Below are 18,537 nucleotides of genomic sequence, written 5' to 3'. Positions count from 1 at the left end.
CTGCGATGAGGCCCTTCAAACCGCCACACTTACCTGCTGACTATCCACCTCCACCAACGTCTCGATCATCGCCTTCGCCGCTGGCGACAACCGCGACCCCGTGCGACTGACAATCCCGCAACGCGCACTCATGGTCTCCATATTCTGCGGCAGGTTGCGCCAGTGCAGCAGCACCAGCGAGCCGCTGGCGATGTCTTCGGCAAAGGCTTCTTCGGTGCCGACGCCGATGGCGTTGGATTGCAGCACAATCTTCACCAGCGCCGGGAAGTGCTCGGTCTGGATGCTCGGGGAAAAATCCATGCGCCCACTCAGGTTCGCCAGCAGTTTGCGAATACCCTGGGAGATCAGCGGCGCGGCCAGCGGATAGTCGAACATATCGTTGGTCGACAGGCTGTCCTTGGCCAGCAATGGGTGCCCGGGGCGGCAGAAAAAGACGCCGCGCTTGGGTGTCAGTGCGCGGGTCTGGAAATTCGGGTCGGCTTCGAACTGGCGGATGTCGGCGATAAAGAATTCAATCTCTTCGCGGCTCAGGCTGCGGCTGAGGGTTTCCCAGTTGTCCACCTGGAAACTTGTGCGGATTTTCGGGTGGGCGTTGATAAATCGCGCCACCGCATCCGGCACCAGTTTCACGGCGGGCGCGGGGCCGCAGCCGAAGCGCAGGTCGCCGGCGTCGAGCTTGGTCATGCGCGTCACTTCACTGCTCAGCAGCGCTGCGCCATGCACCAGGCTCAGGGCATGTTGCAACACCACCTGGCCTTCCGGTGTAGGGCGCAGGTCCTTGTGGCCACGGTCCACCAGCACGCAGCCAAACTCCTGTTCCAGCCCCTGGATGCTGCGGCTGAACGCCGGTTGGGTGATGCCCATGGCGTCCGCCGCACGCACGAAACTGCGGTGTTCGTTGAGGGCGATGAAGTAGCGCAGTTGGCGAAGATCCATATGCTTTCCCGGCATTTTAAAAATAGGTCGAAGGCATTTGCGACCGAGCAAGCTGAGGTTTTAAATGCAAGCTCTTATTCCGTCAACGAAGCATTGATTCATTTGCTAGATCTAAAATGCATATGGATAGAGCGTTGCTGGAAAGCATCTCCACCATCAGCAGGCACATGAGGGTCATCACAATGAGCAACGCCGCATTAGCTGTTCAACCCATCGCCCACGCGCTCGACATCCACCCGGTGGCCGGTCGTATCGGCGCCGAGATCCGTGGCATCAAACTGTCTGGTGACCTGGATGCCGCCACCGTTGAGGCCATCCAGCAGGCACTGGTGCAGTACAAGGTCATCTTCTTCCGCGAACAAACCCATCTCGATGACCAGAGCCAGGAAGCCTTCGCCCACCTGCTCGGTGAGCCGATTGCACACCCTACGGTGCCGGTGCGCGACGGCACGCGCTTTCTGATGGAATTGGATGGCACCCGTGGTCAGCGCGCCAACTCCTGGCACACCGACGTGACTTTCGTCGATGCCTACCCGAAAGCTTCGATCCTGCGTTCGGTGCTGGCGCCAGCGTCCGGCGGCGACACCGTCTGGGCCAATACCGCCGCCGCTTACAACGACCTCAGCGTCGAGCTGCGTGCGTTGGCTGACCACCTATGGGCGGTGCACAGCAACGAATACGACTACGCCGCACGCAAGCCGGATGTGGCGGTGGAGAAGCTGGAGGAATACCGCAAGGTCTTCACTTCGACAGTGTACGAAACCGAACACCCGGTGGTGCGTGTGCACCCGGTCAGCGGTGAGAAAACCCTGCTGCTGGGGCACTTCGTCAAGCGCCTGAAAGGCTATTCCCAGGCGGAGTCGACCCAGCTGTTCAACCTGCTGCAAGGCCACGTCACGCGTCTGGAAAACACCGTACGCTGGCGCTGGAATACCGGTGACGTGGCGATCTGGGATAACCGTGCCACCCAGCATTACGCGGTGGACGACTATGGCACCCAAGAGCGCATCGTGCGCCGGGTCACGCTCAAGGGTGATGTGCCGGTGGGTGTGCAGGGGCAGCGCAGCCAGACCACCAAAGGTCTCTAAACCAGTTGGAGATCAAAATGTGGGAGGGGCGGTGCGACGATTCGACTTGCTCCCGATAGCGGAGTGTCAGTCACAGCATCTTTGACTGGCCCACTGCTATCGGGAGCAAGCCCCCTCCCACATTGGATTTGTGGCGTTTACCAGACGCCGATTTGCACCACTTTTTCCGCCTCCGGCTCCCCATAGCGAAACCATTGCCCGCGCACTTCGATCTCGGTGTGGCTGATGGTGGTACGCCGCTTCAACCCACGCAGCCATTCGAACAGATAACCCAAGTGAGTCTCGCGCACCTGGGCATAGGCGGGATCGCTGCCCAGGTCGTGGATTTCCTGCGGGTCGTTTTCCAGGTCGAACAGCTGCGGGCGAAAGCCGTCATAGGCCAGGTACTTCCAGCGTTCGCTGCGCACCATGGTCATGCGGCAACGGTCGATGGGCTGCGCCAGGCGTTCCCGAGCCGGGGCCTGGAAGGCGTAGTCGTATTCGGCAATGGCGTAGTGGCGCCAGGTGGGTTGCTCGCCGTGCAACAGCGGGATCAGCGAGCGGCCTTCGAGGCGATGGTCGGCTGCGGGCAGGCCCAGAGCGTCGAGGAAAGTGGGCAGGGCGTCGATGGTTTCCACCAGGCGTGCGTCCACGCTGTCACGGCTGACATCGGCACTGGCCCGTGGGTCGCGCACGATCAAGGGAACACCCACCGCAGGCTCCAGCAAAAACTCTTTTTCACCGAGGTAATGATCGCCGAGGAAGTCACCATGGTCGCTGGTAAACACGATCAGCGTGTCGTCCCAGCGGCCAGTGCTTTGCATGAAATCAAACAGCCGCCCGAGTTGATCGTCGATTTGTTTGATCAGGCCCATGTACGTGGGAATCACCGTCAGGCGCACTGCGTCGCGGGAGAAATTCACGCTCTCCTGGTGTTGACGGAATGCCTGGTACACCGGGTGATCGCTGGTTTGCCCAGGTTGAATGGGCGCCTGGATATGCTCGGCACCGTACAGCGCGTGATACGGCGCCGGCGCGATGTAGGGCCAGTGCGGCTTGATATACGACAGGTGCAGGCACCATGGCTGTTCTGCTTGTTCGCTGATGAAGTCGATGGCGCGGTCGGTGGTGTAGACGGTTTCCGAATGTTCCTCGGCCACCCGTGCAGGTTTGCCGGCGTTGCGCATGTGCCAACCGCTGAGGATCTCACCGTCTTCGCCTTGGGCGGCATTGGCCCATTCATGCCAGGGGTTGCGACCACCGTAGCCCTGCTCGCGCAGGTAATGGGTGTAAGGCGCGGACTCGCGTTTGTCGTCGAACAGCGGGCTGTCGGGGTAGATGCCGTCGTGGCGCAGGTACGCGTCAAAGCCCACCTCATTGAGCGGCTCGGCCTGGGCGCTGTCGGGGTCGATATGCAGGCGTTGTAACGCCTCCACGTTCGGCGTGGCGTGGGTCTTGCCCACCAGCGCGGTGCGGATGCCGTGGGGGCGCAGGTAGTCGCCAATCGTCAGCTCTTCCAGCGGCAGCGGTACGGCGTTCCACGCCACCTGATGGCTGCTGACGTAACGCCCGGTATAGGCCGACATGCGCGACGGCCCGCAGATGGTGCCTTGTGTATAGGCCCGACTGAAACGCACACCGGCAGCGGCCAGGCGGTCGATATTCGGCGTCTGCAGATGAGCATGGCCGTAGCACGACAGATAGTCGCGACGCAGTTGGTCGCACATGATGTAGAGCACGTTGCGCACGGGTTTTGGTTCAGACATGGAGGTTTACCGGACGAAGGACAGGAGCGTTTTTTCGCCGTTCGCAGGGTGTGCTGGCAAGTGCATTTGAGGTCTGGATTTTATGCAGGGAATGCATGGGTGTGGCTGCTGGCGCCATCGCAGGCAAGCCAGCTCCCACAGGGGAATGCATTTCAAATGGGGAAGCCGGCCCGCCAGCCGATGCCCATCTACCTGACACTCCGCGATCAAATTGTGGGAGCTGGCTTGCCTGCGATGGCGGCTAGCCAGCCGACACTCATCTACCTGACGCCCCACGATCAGCCTGTGGGAGCGGGCTTACTCGGCGAAGGACCTGATGTGAGCAGCCAGCTCTGCCAGCTCTTTATCGTCTTCCCGGGTCCCGTGCATCGGGAATAATTTGGCGTGCAGATGATCGACGCCGTAACCCTCCAGAATCATGCCCGTTCTAGCCACACCTTTTAGCGCTTCGTCCAAAAGCTGCGCCGTCTTCTTGGCTGCGATGACCAAGTCACACAGCGCGGTGTCCGGTTCGGCAAATGCGTAGCTGCCGTGATGGGTTTTGGGGATAACGACACTGAACCCCGGCGTGTTGGGAAATATGGAGAGAAAGGCTATGTGAGTCTGGTCTTCCCATAGGAGGTGGCGGGCCTCCGTTCACCACTGACTCAGACCGCAATATTTTCCAACGCATAAGCATCCTCGTCCCTCTCATCAATCTCCTTGATCTGCTCAATCATCGCCTCCGCCAACGGCGACAATCGATACCCCGCACGGCTGACAATCCCGTAGCGGGTGTAACGCTCCTCCAGGTTTTCATCCAGGCCATCGATCTTCAAACACACCAGCTCGCCCCGCGCCATGTGCAGCACATCGCTGTTGGCGCTGACGATGCCGATGGCATCCGAGCGCAGCACCACGCCCATCAGGCTATAGCCGTTTTCGCACTCCACATTGGGTTGGTAATCGGGCCGGCCGCTGAGGTCGGCGATGACCTTGCGCAGGTTCGGCGGGCGAATGGTGACCGCCAGCGGATAACTCATCAGTTCATCGGCGCGGATGCTTTCGCGGCCGGCCAGGGGGTGGCCGGCGCGGCAGCAGAAATACCAGCGACGGGCGCGCAGGCGGTGGGTGTGGTAGTCGGGGTTGGCTTCGAAGTGGCGAGTGTCGGCGACGAAGAATTCGAACTCTTCGCTGAGCAGGCGTTTGCCCAGGCTTTGCCAGTCATCCACCTGGAACTGCACGCGGGCCTTGGGGTAGCGCCCGATAAAACTGCCGATGGCGCGCGGGATCAACCCACCTGCCGGGGCCGGGCCGCAGCCGAAGCGCAGCTCGCCGGCTTCCAGGCCGTTGAACTGGCTGATCTCGTTGGCCAATTGCTGGGCGCCGCTGACCAGGCGCCGGGCATGTTCGAGCAGTACCTGACCTTGCTTGGTGGGCGCCAGGTCCTTGCGGCCACGGTCTACCAGCTGGCAGCCGGCGCTGTGTTCAAGGGCCTGGATGCTGCGACTGAACGCCGACTGCGACAGGTTCACGGCCAAGGCTGCCGCGACAAAACTGCGTTGCTCGGCGAGGGCGATGAAGTGGCGAAGCTGGCGCAAATCGATATGCATTTTTCACATCAAAAATATCCGGGAAATGCATTGGCTATGCATTAGGTCGACTCCTTATAAAGGCTATCTCTTATGCAGTAAATGTTCGTAAAAACATAAATAAATAACCTTTAGGAATATCTGGCGACGGATATCTCCGGGTTCTGGAGCCGCTTATGAGTCTGTTCAAGTCCTTGCCGCTGGCGATGCTGGTGGCCGGCAGCAGCAGTTGGTCGCCTTCCCAGGCCGCTGAAACACCCGCGCCTGCCGGCAAGGGCGAAAGCGCCAGTGGCCAACTGGAAACCGTCACCGTGACCGCCCGGCGGCGTACCGAAAGTGCCCAGGCCGTGCCAACGCCCATGAGCGTGGTCGGCGGCCAGGCGCTGGAAACCCAGCGGGTGTACCGCATCCAGGATTTGCAGCAACTGGTGCCCAGCGTCAACGTCGCCTACATGCACGCGCGCCAGTCCAGCGTGTCGATTCGCGGCCTGGGCAACAACCCGGCCAGCGATGGCCTGGAAGGCAGCGTGGGGTTGTACATCGACAACGTCTATCTCGGGCGCCCGGGCATGGCGGTGTTCGACCTGATGGACATCGAGCAGCTTGAAGTACTGCGTGGCCCGCAAGGGACGTTGTTCGGCAAGAACACCACCGCCGGGGTCATCAACATCAGCACCCGCGCACCGAGCTTTACCCCGGAGCGCAGCATCGAAACCTCTCTGGGCGAGGACGGTTATTTCCAGACCAAGGGCACGATCTCCGGCCCACTCACCGAGGACCTGGCGGGGCGTTTCTCGGCCTATCGCACCCGCAGCGACGGCGACATCAAGAACGAGCACGACGGCCATGAGCTTAACGGCGGTTCGCGCCAGGGCTTTCGCGGGCAACTGTTGTACAAGCCCAACGAGGCGTTCAACCTGCGCTGGATCGGTGATTACAACGAAGAGGATTCCAGCGCCGGCACCCGCGTGCTGTACAGCACCGGGCCGACCATCAATGGCACCAACCTGTATCAATCCCGGGCCAACGCAGCGGGGGCGACCCTGGTGGATGGCACCCATCGCAAGGTCAACCTGGACAACGACCAGCATGTCACCGTGTTCCAGGGTGGTACCTCGCTGGAGGCCAACTGGACGCTGCCTAGTGACTTCACCCTGACGTCGGTGAGCTCCTATCGCTGGTGGAATTTCACCCCACGCAATGATGACGGCCTCAACGTACCGGCGTCGTATAACGCCGGGGTCTCAGTGGAAGATAAGCAGTGGTCCCAGGAGTTTCGCCTGGCATCGCCTACCGGCGGCTTCTTCGATTACGTGCTCGGCGCCTATTACTTCGGCTCCGACCTGGACAACAAATCCTTCGCTTATTACGGCCCCAAGGCCGATATCTGGAACGGCACGCCGAACGGCGCTTTGAGCAATGTGAGCAGCGTCGGCAACGGGCATATCCGCACCGACAGTTTTGCCCTGTTCGCCCAAGGCACCTGGCACCTCACCGAGCGCCTGGATTTCACCGCCGGCCTGCGCGGCACCTACGAAGAAAAAAGCGCCTGGGTCACGCGCAATGCTCCGCTGGGCGGCGCTGCGGTGAGCGGTGCGGCGGCCAATGCACGGCGGGGGCGCACCGGGGCGTATGACTCGGGCGACCTGACGCAGTACAGCGCCACCCCATCGGGGCTGCTCAACCTCAGTTATCACTTCAATGACAACCTGCTGGGCTACGCGACGCTGTCCCATGGCGAGAAGTCTGGCGGGGTCAACCTGGCGGTAGGGTCTGCGCCCACGGCCGGGGCCGACTCGTTACTGATCGGCACCGAGCGCGCCAACAACGCCGAGCTGGGTTTCAAGAGCACGTTGTGGGACCGCCGCCTGCAACTCAACGCCAACCTGTTCTGGACCCAGGTCAACGGCTACCAGACCAACGCCTACGACCAGGACAACCGCGTGCAATACCTGACCAACGCCGGTTCCGTGCGCTCGCGAGGCGTGGAAGTGGAAAGCACCCTGGTGCCGATCAAGGGCCTGACCCTGAATATCAACGGCTCGTTCAACGACGTGAGCTACCTGTCGTACAAGGATGCACCGTGCCCGCCGGAAACCAGCCTGCGCCCTGGTGCTCCGGCGTCCTGCGACCTCACGGGCCATCAAGTGGTGGGCGCGTCCAAGTGGATCGCCAATGCCAACGGCGAATACAAATGGAACCTGGCTAACGGTTTGGAACCCTACGTAACCGCCAGCTACGCGTTCCGTTCCAAGGCGGTGGGCACGGTGGAAGATTCCGACTACGGGCAGATCCCGGCGTATGCGGTGGTCAACCTGTCCACCGGCCTGCGCGGTGACTATGAGCAGGGGCAGTGGGACGTGTCGCTGTGGCTGAAAAACGCCTTCGACAAAACCTACTACACCACCCTGTGGACCGGCGGTAACGGCGGTTACGAGGGCCTGTTGGGCACGCCGCGCACCCTAGGCGTGACTGGGCGCTACGACTTCTAAGTCAGTGCGATAGGTGGCCGGGCTGAACACCCGCGTCACCAGCAGCATCGCCACCACGGTCACCGTCAGCACCACCCAGGCGCTGACAAAGTTGCCGGTGAGCTCGCGCAGCGCGCCGGTCAGCCACGGCGAAAGTGCATTGATCAGAAAGCCTACGCCTTGCACGAATGCTGCCAGTTGCCCGGCTTGGCGTGGATCGCGATGGTGGTCGAGGGTCAGCAGCAGGCTCAGGGCGAAACATGCGCCCAGGCCGAAGCCGATCAGCGCTACCCACAGGTGCGGGAATTGCTGTGGCGCCATCAGCAGGCCGAGGTAGCCGACCGTTTGCGCCAGCAGGCTGATGCTCAGCAACGGGCGCCGATCAATCCCTCGTTGCGCCAGCACCGGCATCAACAGTGCGGCGATCACCTGGAAGATGGTCATGAACGCCAGCAACGAGCCGCTGGGCAGCACGCCCCAACCCAGTTGCTGATAGTAGGCGGGCAGCCACGCGACCATGCTCATGTAGCCACAATTGACCAGGCCGAAATACAGCGCCAGCAGCCAGGCACGCCGGTTGCGCAACCCTTTGAACGCAGGTGCCTGTTGTGGGTTTCGCGCGGCACCCAGCGGCAGCCAGGCCCATAGCAGCAATGCCCCCAGCGCCGGCAACAACCACACCCCCAGGCCTGCCTGCCATTGCTGGAAATGCAGGGCCACCACAGGGCTAAGCAGCGCCGCCAGCCCACCCCCGGCCATCAGCGAGGCCGAATACACGCCCATCGCCACCGGCACGCGGTGATGAAATTCGCGCTTGATCATCGCCGGCACCAGCGCCTGGATCAGCGCCACGCCCGCGCCGCCGAGCAGTGCGGTAACCAACAGCGCCGAAGCCTGGCCCATCAACCAGCGCGCCAGGCACGCCAGCAAAATCATCAACAAGCCCAAGGCGATGCCGCGACGTTCGCCCAAGCGAGCCTCCACGCGCACGCCGACCAGTGCCACCAACCCCATGCAGATCACCGGCAGGCTGGTGAGCAGGGCGCTGCTCTGGAAGCTCAGCCCGGTGGCCTGGCGAATCTCGCCGAGCAACGGGCTGATGGAGCTGAGGATGGGGCGCAGGTTCAGGCCGAGCACCACCAGCAGGCCCCAGCCGGCAAGGGATTTATTCAGGGTCATGCAGAGCTTTCCACTGGTGATACAGCGCAGTCATTGCGCTGTCGGGCAGGTGCTGGATGGGCAGGCGTTGCGCGCCGATGGGCAAGCCGACCTGTTGGCTAATGGCTGCGGTCGAGAGGCCGAACGGCTCGGCCATTTCGTTGCTGGCGGCAAACACCACCCGTTCTACACCGCACAGGTACATGGCGCTCAGGCACATCGGGCAAGGCTGGCCGCTGGCGTAGATCACGCAGCCGTCCAGGCGTGCACCCAGCAGCCGGCTCGCTGCGCGGATCGCCAGCAGCTCGGCGTGGGCGGTGGGGTCCTGGGTCAGGTGGATCTCATTCACGGCTTCCACCAGCACTTCACCGTTGCGCGTCAGCACCGCGCCGAAGGGTCGGCCGCCTTGGGCAACGTTGGCGCGGGCCAAGGCGATAGCGCGTTGCAGGTGTGGTTGATCGTTGGTCATACAAGCCCCCCCGGGCGCGATGAAAGGTGAAGTATGGTCAGCCACCGGGGTATGCTGAAATTAAATATAAACATGCCAATCAGTGGCAAACGCAATGGTGATGACGTTGTTCGATCCCGTGTTGTTGCGCAGTTTTGTCGCCGTGGTGGACTGCGGCAATTTCACCCGCGCCGCCGAGCGCCTGCATTTGACCCAGTCCACTGTCAGCCAGCAGATCCGCCGGCTGGAAGACGCAGTGGCTTGTCAGTTACTGGACCGCGACCAGCGCCGCGTGGTGGCTACCGCCGAGGGTGAGCGTCTGCTCGCGTATGCGCGCCGCATTCTCGCACTGCACGAAGAAGCCGCTGACGTGCTGATCAACCAGCAGAGCGACGGTGTGTTACGCCTTGGCGTGCCGGAGGACTTTGCCGCCGAGCGCCTGATGCCGCTGCTTTCAGCGTTTGTCGTGGCGTATCCACGGGTGCGGCTGGAAGTCACCAGCGGTCTGGGCCCTGAATTGCAGCGCCAGTACCGGGGCGGTGAGTTCGATGTGTTGCTGGTCAAGCAGATGGGCGACAGCGACGACTGTGTGGCGTCGTGGCCGGAGCCCTTGTATTGGGTCGACAGCCTGAGCACCCCGGCGCTGGGTCGCGACCCGCTGCCGCTGGTGGCTTTCCCGGTGGGCGGCTTGTACCGCAACGACATGCTTCACCATCTTGAGCGTGCCGGCTGGCGTTGGCGCATCGGCTACTCCAGTGCCAGCCTGGCCAGCGTGTGTTCAGCGGTGGCGGCAGGCTTGGGCATCAGCCTGTTGCCGGAGCGGGTGTTGCAACCGGGCCATTGCATACTCGGCCCAGAGAGTGGCCTGCCGCCTGTCCATGGTGTGCGATTGGCCCTGTATGGCCGCAGTGGTTTGGGCGCAGCGGGCCAGAGTTTGCTGGGAGAATTGCTGGCGTTGTGCAGTGGAAATCCGCACTGAGCCATACCTTTGCTGAATATTTTGTATGCCTTTAAAGCATTGAAAAACAAGGGTTTGGCGCCAGGCCCCGAGCCACGTGGCTTTGACGTCAGCGGCTGTTTCATTTATGCATTTTTGTTCTATATATAACTTTAAAGATTACTTTAAGAGATAAGTGTCTGGCCCCGATGATTCAGCCCTCGACGGGGCTGCACGCTGGCCCGTCGGTTTTTCAAAACCGTAGGGAGTGAATCAATGGGCAATGTCCAGACCGCCGCCAGTGCACCCGAGGCGCAATGGCGCCAGGCACCGAGTGGTGAGTTGGTCGACCTTGGCCGGCCGCATCGCGCGCCGTTGGGGCAATTGCGCCTGCAGAAGACCCCGAAGCGTTTTTCCAGCCGCCGCGAAGGGATTTTGCTCGGGTTGCTGGTGTTGGCGCTGCACGGCGCAGTGATCTATTGGGTGAGCCAGAAACCCACGCCGGTGCTGCCGATTGTGCCGCCGGAAATTCCGCCGATGACCATCGAATTTTCCCAGCCGGCGCCGCCGGTGGTTGAAACGCCACCACCTGTACCGCCACCACCGCCGCCCCCTGTAGTCGAGCCACCGCCGCCGGTGGTGGATGAGTTGGCGGCCAAGCCGGCGCCGCCCAAACCTATTGTGAAACCCAAGCCCAAGCCCGCGCCGAAACCTGAGCCCAAGCCGGCCCCCAAACCCGTCGAGCAGCCGCCTGCGCCACCGACGCCAGCCCCACCTGCTCCGCCCGCACCTGCGGCGCGAGCGCCAGCGCCGGTGACGCCGGCTTCGGCCAACGCCGCGTACCTGAAAAACCCGGCACCGGAGTACCCGTCACTGGCTCAGCGACGCGGTTGGGAAGGCACGGTGTTGTTAAGGGTGCATGTGCTGGCCAGCGGTAAACCGGGTGAGATTCAGGTGCAGAAAAGCAGCGGGCGCCAGCAGCTCGATGACGCCGCACTGGCCGCCGTAAAGCGCTGGAGCTTCGTACCGGCCAAGCAGGGGGATGTGGCCCAGGACGGCTGGGTCAGCGTACCGATCGACTTCAAGATTCATTAATTATTCGGCCGCGGTGTGCACACGCCGCGACCTGCACAAGAGGGAAAACATCATGGCATTAGCGTCTCCACTTGAATCCATCGAAAGCGCGGTGATCTGGCTGCTGGTGATCTTTTCGGTCGCCACCTGGGGCCTGGCCTTGCTCAAGGGCGTGCAGTTCGGTCGCCTCAAGGCTCAGGATCGCAAGTTTCACAAACAGTTCTGGGCGGCATCGAGCCTCGATTCAGCCGCCGAACTCGCCGAAACCCAGCCCGGCGCCGCCGCGCGCGTGGCCCAGGCCGGCTATGCCGCAATCCAGGTGGGCGATACCCCTCACGCTGCGGATCTAAGCCAGGCGATCAATCATCAGGACCGCCTCGAACGCGCCCTGCGCCAGCAAATCGTGCGCGAGCGCCGCTCCCTGGAGACCGGCCTGGCTGTGGTCGCCAGTATCGGCAGCACCTCGCCGTTCATCGGCCTGTTTGGCACCGTGTGGGGCATCATGGAAGCGCTGAAGGGGATCAGCGCCGCCGGGTCCGCCAGCCTGGAAACCGTGGCGGGGACGATTGGTGCGGCGTTGGTCGCGACCGGTGTGGGGATCGCCGTCGCGGTGCCTGCGGTGCTTGTCTACAACTATTTCCTGCGCCGCCTGAAGCTGACAGCGGCAGACCTGGATGACTTTGCCCACGACTTCTACAGCCTGGCGCAGAAGAACTCATTCCGCGTGCTGTTGCACCCGACACTGACCAAAGCCAGCGCCGCCAGCCCGCAAAAAGTGAAGGAGGCGTCCTGACATGGCCTTCTCCACGCAAGACAGTGATGAGGTGCTGAGCGAGATCAACGTCACGCCGCTGGTGGACGTGATGCTGGTGCTGCTGGTGGTGTTTATCGTCACCGCGCCGTTGTTGACCAACTCGATCCCGATCAACCTGCCCAAGACCCAGGCCGTGGCGCCTGTCGAGCAGAAAGACCCGCTGGTGGTGAGCATCGACGGCGCGGGAAAACTGTTTATCAACAAGGACGAAATCCAGCCGGACCTGCTGGAATTCAACCTGCAGGCGGCCAAGGCCAAGGACCCCGATGTGCGGGTGCAATTGCAGGCTGACGATGGAGTGAACTACGGCGAAGTGGCACGCGCCATGGCGTCGATTGAACGTGCGGGGATTACCAAATTGTCGGTGATTACCGCACGTTAGTTTCATCCGCCGCGACACGTTTTTTAGGCCGTTTCCTTGGCAGGGTGCGGCCTTTTTTTATTTTGTGGTTACAGTGTTTATAGAGGAAAAGAATTTTCACGTATTTGAATATTTCTGGGCGTGCAATTCACAACAGTATGATTACTCTAGTCGGCGCATGGAGAAATTTAACTAATGGAGAAGTTGCATGAACGTACGCTTTCCTATTCATTCGGTAAGTGCATTTGTTAACCCACAATCAACTCCCCCTCAGCTCGAAGAAACCCCCACTGCAAGGATTTATTCGCGGCCTGATAGGCCGGGTGTGCAGCATCCGCTTCCCAAAAAATCATTAAGTCGCGCTGATTATCGAGAGAGTAAAGCGCCAAAGGCCGGGGCGCCGGTGTTGAAACCAAACCCTGAAATAGATGCTTATATCAGCACACACTCTTTTGACTACATTTCTCCCGAGAAAGAAATTTCGACGATACTCTCGGCGAAAATAAAACAACATTGGGGCGTCGACGTTGATCCTGATAAAACGTATCTGGTTACGTTTAAAGATAATGGTAAAGATGATAAAGATGTTGTGGAAAAAATAACGCTGACACAAGCGGCGTTGAAAAACAGACAAGATGTAACGATTGAGGATAATGAGGGCTGGTTTGTAAAGATTGCCAAGTATTTTTCGCCGGCAGTTTATATTTACAATAAAGTTGACGGTTGGGTGCAGGAAGCACACAGTCGACAAGCTATTTACCGAGAGCCGAGTTCCCCAGGTTCTGCGCTGTATAGTGCAGACACTCAAGTGTCCATTCCTGTTGAAGACTTCAAAGCCTTGGTCTGGGATACAGACCGAACCAAACTTTACAAGAACACCCTTGACGGGTTTTGGGACAAGCACAGTAGTTCCTATGCTTCATTGAGTAAAATATCCTTTGTTAAAGCGATCAACCTACAGCGCTTGGAAGGCACGCTTGGCCCAGTCGAGGCGGCACTCGCCCAGAGGGCGTTGGGGCCTGTTGCGCAAAAGCAATGGTCCGAGCTGACGGTTCAGGACTTTTCAGCACCTGCCGTCAAGGATCCGAACCTGGATATCGGGTTGCTGAGCATCAATGGCCTGCAGTCAACCGACTTGATGTGTGTGACCGATCGCAAAACCCAGCTGACCTTGCTTTACATCCCTGGTAACTCCTCGCCGATACATCGTTTCGATAACCCACAGCAAATGAATATCTGGCTGGCCAAGCAAGCCACTGATCCTGTGAAACTTGAATCACTGCTGACGCATTTTTCCCTCAAGGACCAAGCCCAAAAGCTGTTGGCAGACGGTGTGCGTCAATCCTTGGACGGGATGGCACATTGGTCCAATGCGCAAGTATCTGGCAACGGCTTCCTTGCAAGGATCAACGGCTGGGTGCCCGATCGCTTTATCTCGGTTGAGCCTTTGCGCAGAGATCCTTTTGAAGCGGTCAAGGTCCGGCAAAAGGCGCGGTCTTATTCGGATGCAGAAAACGCGATCGTCAGCGATGGTGACTACACCAAGAACAAAGTCTTGCAAGGTGTGGAAGAGGCCACGAAGGTTGCCATGTTCATGACGCCTCTGGCATTGGTCATGCCGGAAGTAGCGATAGGCTTGGATGTTTTTTTCATGGCAGCCGGAGCCACTCAAACAGGTATCGGTATTGATGATGCCGTCAAAGGAAAGGCCACTGGTTCTGACCGGATTGTATTTGGAGTACTGAACGCGATACCGCCCTTGGTCACCCATGCGGGGGCGCCGCTGGCGAAAGCGATGACAGAGAGAATGGCCAACGGGGGCGTTACAGCAGGGGTTGACGCCGCAGCCCAGGCGCCCACTCAAGTGGCTGAACAGGAGCGTCCATTCTTCAATCCCCCACGACGAGTCAATGGGCATATCGGCTACCCAATGGGGCCTACTACGCCTCCCGTTATCCTCGATGAGTTCACGGTCCCCATGGACGACGTGCAGCGAATGTTTTCTCAGGACTACATGGTTTTTGTCGGGCAGTACGGTACTAAAGTCACTTATGACGTTGAGGCACGCCTCTGGCGTGGGCTCAACGAAGATGGTCAAGTGAATGATATATTCTATTGGCGTAATGGCCGAGGAAGATGGTTAGGTGGTACTAAAACCGAAGCGATCGAAGGGAATAAGAACGTACCTCCATCAGTTATAAATAAAACGCTTAAGTTACCACGGTTGCCGTCGCTGCCGTCCGGTACGACAGAAGTGCCCAAAGTCATTCATTATTTTTGGGCTGGCAATGAAATGCCGGAGCATTTAATCCAGAACATTATTGAGAACGCCAGGAAAAGCCCGGGTTACAAGTCTGTCGTTCACGTGGATGCAAACAGCGGGAGTGCGTTTCAGAAAATAAAATCTGCTCTGGATCACAAAGTGGGTGGGCTGGAGGTGCATGATCTGAAAGAGGATGAAGCTTTTCGAGAGCTAACGGCAAGTAAATATGGAGAGATGTATCAGTATTTTAGATCAGGTCAAGGGCAAAATTTAGCGGCTTCATCGGATGTGATGCGCGTTGCACTGATAAAGAAGCACGGTGGAATATACCTGGATACGGATGACACGCTGACCTTCAACGTGGGGGATGTCACGCTGAAAGCCACACCAAGTGATCTATTGATGAACTCGCCCATTACTTATGAGGGAGCGGATTTCAATGGTTTCAATACAAGTAATTTCGCAAGCCATGCGGACAATCCATTATTTGACAAGATTCTGGAGGAGTCATATCAGCGGTTCAAAGCCAACGAGTCGTGGTTTAACAATAATCGTCCGTTTTTAAGAGAAGGTTCGACAGACATAGAACGGCAAGCCTATAAAGAGTACGAGACGAAAATCTTCGAGGTTACCGGGCCGAGAATGTTTGGTGATGTAGTGGCGCAAGAGGAATATGGTTTTTTCCCGTTTGTTGATGACATGACTGAACTTTTGAATGCGCGTCTTCTTTTGCCCGAAGATTTCGGAAAAAAGTACATGGAAGTACGCGATTTCTATATGCCCATGAATCGTAAATTTGGGGTCGATATCGGCTCGGAGCACTCTATGCATCATTCTCGTTGAGTCGGTATAGCGGTAGCGGTCGTTGAGCATTGGGTTATCCAACTCAACATTACCGGCCCCCGATGCCATGGCGTCGGGGGGCACAATGGTTGGTTTCCAGGAATGTGGAAGGGAGTGGGATTCGAATAAATGATGTGATGAGTTTTTGGTTATTAATAAATTCCTTTTTATTCCTTATTTGATTGTTGGGGCGCCCCTATACTGGTCAGCAACGTTAAAAGCTGCAGGAGGGCACACCCATGCACAGCGAGTCGATTCGTTATCTGATCGTGCCGGGCTGGCAAGGATCGCCAGAAGATCATTGGCAAACCCATTGGCAGCACAGCCTGCCCAACAGCGCTCGCGTGGAGCAGGCCGATTGGCTGACGCCGCGTCGAGAGGATTGGGTAGCCGCATTGGCCGAGGCGATTGCCGCCGACAGCACACCGGTAATCCTGATTGCCCATAGCCTGGGATGCATCACCGTGGCTCATTGGGCGGCCACTGCCCCCGTGCATTTCTTGCGTCAGGTTCGCGGCGCCTTGCTGGTAGCCCCAGCCGATGTCGAGCGCGCAGCCTGTGCCCCCGCCCTGCGTAACTTCGCACCAATTCCCACCGACCTGCTGCCGTTTCCCAGCCAGGTGGTCAGCTCCGACAACGATAGCGCCGTCAGCGCGCCCCGGGCTCTGGAGTTGGCGCGTCAATGGGGGGCCGAAGCTGGCATTTTGTCCGGCGCCGGGCATATCAATGTGAAGTCCGGCCACCGCCGCTGGGAGCAGGGTTTCGCCTATCTCTATCGCCTGCAGAGCCGCCTCGAGCACCATGCTCGGCGTAGTGCCTGATATTTTTTCAACGCCCCGTCCCTGAGTGGATTGGGGCGGGAGCCTGCCATGAGTTTGCATGAAACCTACGGCCAGCCTTTGCTGACCTTTCCCGATGCCGAAAAGAGCCCACTGAGCATCCGCGCCAAGGCGTTGGTGTTCGTCGACCCACGCTCACGCCAACTGCGTGAAGAATTGGAAAGCCTTGCGCCGCGCGCCTTACCCGTATTGATCCGCGGTGAAACCGGCAGTGGTAAAGAACTGCTGGCGCGACACATCCACCGTGGCAGTGACCGTACTGGCCTGTTTGTCTCGGTCAACTGTGGCGCCATCAGTCCTACCTATGCGGATGCCGAGTTGTTTGGCTATGCCGCCGGCAGCCACAGCGGCGCAGCGAGCAGTCGGGCTGGCTGGTTTGGCTCTGCCAACGGCGGCACCTTGTACCTGGATGAGATTGGTGACTTGCCGTTGCCGATCCAGGTGAAATTGCTCGCGGCCCTGGAAAATCATGAGGTCACCCGCGTTGGTGCCCATCAACCCAGCCCGGTAGACGTACGTCTGGTGGCCGCTACCAGCATCGACCTGGCCCAGGCTGTGGCCGTTGGCAAGTTTCACGAGCGCCTGTTTCATTACTTGAGCGAAGGCCGGCTGGACCTGCCGGCGTTGCGCGAGCGGGTGGGGGATATTTTGTCTCTGGCCGAGTATTTTCTCGGCATCTACAGCCAGCGCCTGGACCTGCCGGTGCCGCTTATCAGCGACGCCGCTCAACAGGTACTGGAGCGTCACACCTGGCCGGGCAATACCCGCGAACTGGAAAACGTCATTCACTTTGCCTTGCTGGTGAGCAGTGGCGATGAAATCTTGCCCGAGCATTTGAACCTGCCGGTGGCAGGTTCGCCGCTGGAGCAAGTGCGACGAATTTTTGCCAGCGCCAGTGCGACCGAGCGCGAATCGCTGCGTACCTTCCTGTATGAACAAAATGGAATATCAACGTGAATAAAAGATATTGTTCGGGAATAAAAAATCTAGGTATTGTCCTTCCTACGCCGCGATAGCATTTCGCTGGCACCTCACATAAAAAATGGTCGTTAGAAAAGGACACTGCATGAAAAAGGTTCTGTTGTTTACCGCCCTGGCGGCTGCCCTGACTGCCGGCTTCGCCCAGGCCAACGAAAAGCTGGTGGTAGCGGCCACGCCGATTCCGCACGCTGAGATCCTGGAGTTGATCAAGCCGACCCTGGCCAAGGAAGGCGTGGACCTGCAGATCAAAGTCTTCACCGATTACGTGCAGCCAAACGTGCAAGTCGCTGAGAAGCGCTTGGACGCCAACTACTTCCAGACCCTGCCGTACCTGGAAAACTTCAACAAGGGCAAGGGCACCAACCTGGTCACGGTAGTCGGTGTGCATGTTGAACCCATCGGCGGCTACTCGAAAAAGATCAAGAAAATTGAAGATCTGAAAGACGGCGCGACCGTGGCCATCCCGAACGAAGGCTCCAACAGTGGACGCGCCCTGTTGCTACTGCAGAAGAACGGGCTGATCACCCTGAAAGACCCGACCAACGCGTTGTCCACGCCAAAAGACATCAAGGACAACCCGAAAAACCTCAAATTCAAAGAGCTGGAATCGGCCCTGCTGCCACGCGTGCTGGATCAGGTTGATCTGGATGTGATCAACACCAACTACGCCCTGGAAGCCGGCCTGAACCCGGCCAAGGACGCGTTGATCATCGAAGATGCCAAATCCCCTTACGTGAACTTCCTGGTAGCGCGCCCGGACAACAAGGACAGCGACGCTATCCAGAAACTGTCCAAGGCCCTGACCAGCCCGGAAGTCAAAGCTTTCATCGAGAAGAAGTACAACGGCGCAGTCGTGCCGGCGTTCTGATGTAACTCAAAACCCCCTTCAAGGTTTCAACGCCGACGGCTACTACAGCGTCGGCGTTTTTTTTGTGGGAGGGGGCTTGCCCCTCCCACATTGATCGCCCTGGCGAAGGTTAGTTTTTTGGGTGATATCAATATGCTATT

15 protein-coding genes and 1 pseudogene are annotated in these 18,537 nt (G+C 59.3%); 10 read left to right on the top strand and 6 right to left on the bottom strand.

From position 1 onward, the window contains the following. Window positions 1-15 precede the first annotated feature (15 nt). Window positions 16-936: a LysR family transcriptional regulator gene (locus J1G33_RS10230; protein ID WP_223018016.1), complete on the bottom strand. Its 921-nt coding sequence runs from the start codon at window positions 934-936 to the stop codon at window positions 16-18. 182 nt (window positions 937-1,118) lie between these two features. On the opposite strand from J1G33_RS10230, the gene J1G33_RS10225 reads away from it, so the two are divergent. Then, on the top strand, window positions 1,119-2,024 hold the full coding sequence (locus J1G33_RS10225; protein ID WP_032878449.1) for a TauD/TfdA family dioxygenase: 906 nt from the start codon (window positions 1,119-1,121) through the stop codon (window positions 2,022-2,024). Window positions 2,025-2,161: 137 nt separating this feature from the next. Here the strand turns inward: J1G33_RS10225 and J1G33_RS10220 are convergent, their stop codons facing one another. From J1G33_RS10220 to J1G33_RS10210, 3 genes and pseudogenes are all read right to left on the bottom strand, one after another. Continuing rightward, on the bottom strand, window positions 2,162-3,769 hold the full coding sequence (locus J1G33_RS10220; RefSeq protein WP_223018015.1) for an alkaline phosphatase family protein: 1,608 nt from the start codon (window positions 3,767-3,769) through the stop codon (window positions 2,162-2,164). A 297-nt stretch (window positions 3,770-4,066) separates the two neighbouring features. Further along, window positions 4,067-4,393, bottom strand: a pseudogene (locus tag J1G33_RS10215) (HIT domain-containing protein); the annotation flags it as partial. A gap of 23 nt (window positions 4,394-4,416) precedes the next feature. Continuing rightward, a complete protein-coding gene (locus J1G33_RS10210; protein ID WP_032878447.1) occupies window positions 4,417-5,361 on the bottom strand; it encodes a LysR family transcriptional regulator in 945 nt (314 codons plus the stop codon). Window positions 5,362-5,516: 155 nt separating this feature from the next. Here J1G33_RS10210 and J1G33_RS10205 point away from each other — a divergent pair, with 155 nt between their 5' ends. Continuing rightward, entirely contained in the window at window positions 5,517-7,832 is a 2,316-nt protein-coding gene (locus J1G33_RS10205) for a TonB-dependent receptor (protein WP_223018014.1), read from the top strand. Here J1G33_RS10205 and J1G33_RS10200 read toward each other — a convergent pair. Then, window positions 7,803-8,990 carry a CynX/NimT family MFS transporter gene (locus J1G33_RS10200; RefSeq protein ID WP_223018013.1) on the bottom strand — a complete coding sequence of 396 codons (1,188 nt, stop codon included), beginning with the start codon at window positions 8,988-8,990 and terminating at the stop codon, window positions 7,803-7,805. The genes J1G33_RS10205 and J1G33_RS10200 overlap by 30 nt on opposite strands. After that, a complete protein-coding gene (locus J1G33_RS10195) occupies window positions 8,977-9,438 on the bottom strand; it encodes a nucleoside deaminase (RefSeq protein ID WP_032878444.1) in 462 nt (153 codons plus the stop codon). The genes J1G33_RS10200 and J1G33_RS10195 overlap by 14 nt, the downstream gene beginning before the upstream one ends. 106 nt (window positions 9,439-9,544) lie before the next feature. Between J1G33_RS10195 and J1G33_RS10190 the strand changes: the two genes are divergently transcribed. The 8 genes from J1G33_RS10190 (at window position 9,545) to J1G33_RS10155 (ending at window position 18,397) form a co-directional block, all read left to right on the top strand. Continuing rightward, window positions 9,545-10,396 (top strand): LysR substrate-binding domain-containing protein, encoded by an 852-nt coding sequence (locus tag J1G33_RS10190; protein ID WP_032881155.1) that lies wholly within the window; start codon window positions 9,545-9,547, stop codon window positions 10,394-10,396. Between the two features lie 234 nt (window positions 10,397-10,630). Further along, a complete protein-coding gene (locus J1G33_RS10185; protein WP_223018012.1) occupies window positions 10,631-11,449 on the top strand; it encodes an energy transducer TonB in 819 nt (272 codons plus the stop codon). A 49-nt stretch (window positions 11,450-11,498) separates the two neighbouring features. After that, window positions 11,499-12,221, top strand: a complete 723-nt coding sequence (locus J1G33_RS10180) for a MotA/TolQ/ExbB proton channel family protein (protein WP_223018075.1) — start codon at window positions 11,499-11,501, stop codon at window positions 12,219-12,221. A 1-nt stretch (window position 12,222) separates the two neighbouring features. After that, window positions 12,223-12,624: a biopolymer transporter ExbD gene (locus J1G33_RS10175; protein ID WP_034125467.1), complete on the top strand. Its 402-nt coding sequence runs from the start codon at window positions 12,223-12,225 to the stop codon at window positions 12,622-12,624. Window positions 12,625-12,811: 187 nt separating this feature from the next. Then, window positions 12,812-15,709 (top strand): DUF6543 domain-containing protein, encoded by a 2,898-nt coding sequence (locus J1G33_RS10170; protein WP_223018011.1) that lies wholly within the window; start codon window positions 12,812-12,814, stop codon window positions 15,707-15,709. A gap of 239 nt (window positions 15,710-15,948) precedes the next feature. After that, window positions 15,949-16,530: an alpha/beta hydrolase gene (locus J1G33_RS10165; protein WP_032878440.1), complete on the top strand. Its 582-nt coding sequence runs from the start codon at window positions 15,949-15,951 to the stop codon at window positions 16,528-16,530. Between the two features lie 48 nt (window positions 16,531-16,578). Then, complete coding sequence (locus J1G33_RS10160) at window positions 16,579-17,505, top strand: sigma 54-interacting transcriptional regulator (RefSeq protein ID WP_032878439.1); 927 nt, start codon at window positions 16,579-16,581, stop codon at window positions 17,503-17,505. 109 nt (window positions 17,506-17,614) lie between these two features. Then, the gene (locus J1G33_RS10155; RefSeq protein WP_032878438.1) at window positions 17,615-18,397 is read left to right on the top strand and encodes a MetQ/NlpA family ABC transporter substrate-binding protein; all 783 of its coding nucleotides are present in this window, start codon (window positions 17,615-17,617) and stop codon (window positions 18,395-18,397) included. Window positions 18,398-18,537: the final 140 nt, after the last annotated feature.

Origin of the sequence: Pseudomonas sp. P867, from assembly GCF_019891455.1 — a bacterium.
Lineage (GTDB): Bacteria > Pseudomonadota > Gammaproteobacteria > Pseudomonadales > Pseudomonadaceae > Aquipseudomonas > Aquipseudomonas synxantha_A.
Note: the sequence above shows the minus strand (reverse complement) of the source record. Positions and strands in the feature narration are given on the sequence as shown.

What these genes read in the sequence shown, in the direction of transcription:
- J1G33_RS10230 (WP_223018016.1), bottom strand. Translation starts at nt 936, where the DNA reads ATGGATCTTCGCCAACTGCGCTACTTCATCGCCCTCAACGAACACCGC.
- J1G33_RS10225 (WP_032878449.1), top strand. Translation starts at nt 1,119, where the DNA reads ATGAGCAACGCCGCATTAGCTGTTCAACCCATCGCCCACGCGCTCGAC.
- J1G33_RS10220 (WP_223018015.1), bottom strand. Translation starts at nt 3,769, where the DNA reads ATGTCTGAACCAAAACCCGTGCGCAACGTGCTCTACATCATGTGCGAC.
- J1G33_RS10210 (WP_032878447.1), bottom strand. Translation starts at nt 5,361, where the DNA reads ATGCATATCGATTTGCGCCAGCTTCGCCACTTCATCGCCCTCGCCGAG.
- J1G33_RS10205 (WP_223018014.1), top strand. Translation starts at nt 5,517, where the DNA reads ATGAGTCTGTTCAAGTCCTTGCCGCTGGCGATGCTGGTGGCCGGCAGC.
- J1G33_RS10200 (WP_223018013.1), bottom strand. Translation starts at nt 8,990, where the DNA reads ATGACCCTGAATAAATCCCTTGCCGGCTGGGGCCTGCTGGTGGTGCTC.
- J1G33_RS10195 (WP_032878444.1), bottom strand. Translation starts at nt 9,438, where the DNA reads ATGACCAACGATCAACCACACCTGCAACGCGCTATCGCCTTGGCCCGC.
- J1G33_RS10185 (WP_223018012.1), top strand. Translation starts at nt 10,631, where the DNA reads ATGGGCAATGTCCAGACCGCCGCCAGTGCACCCGAGGCGCAATGGCGC.
- J1G33_RS10175 (WP_034125467.1), top strand. Translation starts at nt 12,223, where the DNA reads ATGGCCTTCTCCACGCAAGACAGTGATGAGGTGCTGAGCGAGATCAAC.
- J1G33_RS10170 (WP_223018011.1), top strand. Translation starts at nt 12,812, where the DNA reads ATGAACGTACGCTTTCCTATTCATTCGGTAAGTGCATTTGTTAACCCA.
- J1G33_RS10165 (WP_032878440.1), top strand. Translation starts at nt 15,949, where the DNA reads ATGCACAGCGAGTCGATTCGTTATCTGATCGTGCCGGGCTGGCAAGGA.
- J1G33_RS10160 (WP_032878439.1), top strand. Translation starts at nt 16,579, where the DNA reads ATGAGTTTGCATGAAACCTACGGCCAGCCTTTGCTGACCTTTCCCGAT.
- J1G33_RS10155 (WP_032878438.1), top strand. Translation starts at nt 17,615, where the DNA reads ATGAAAAAGGTTCTGTTGTTTACCGCCCTGGCGGCTGCCCTGACTGCC.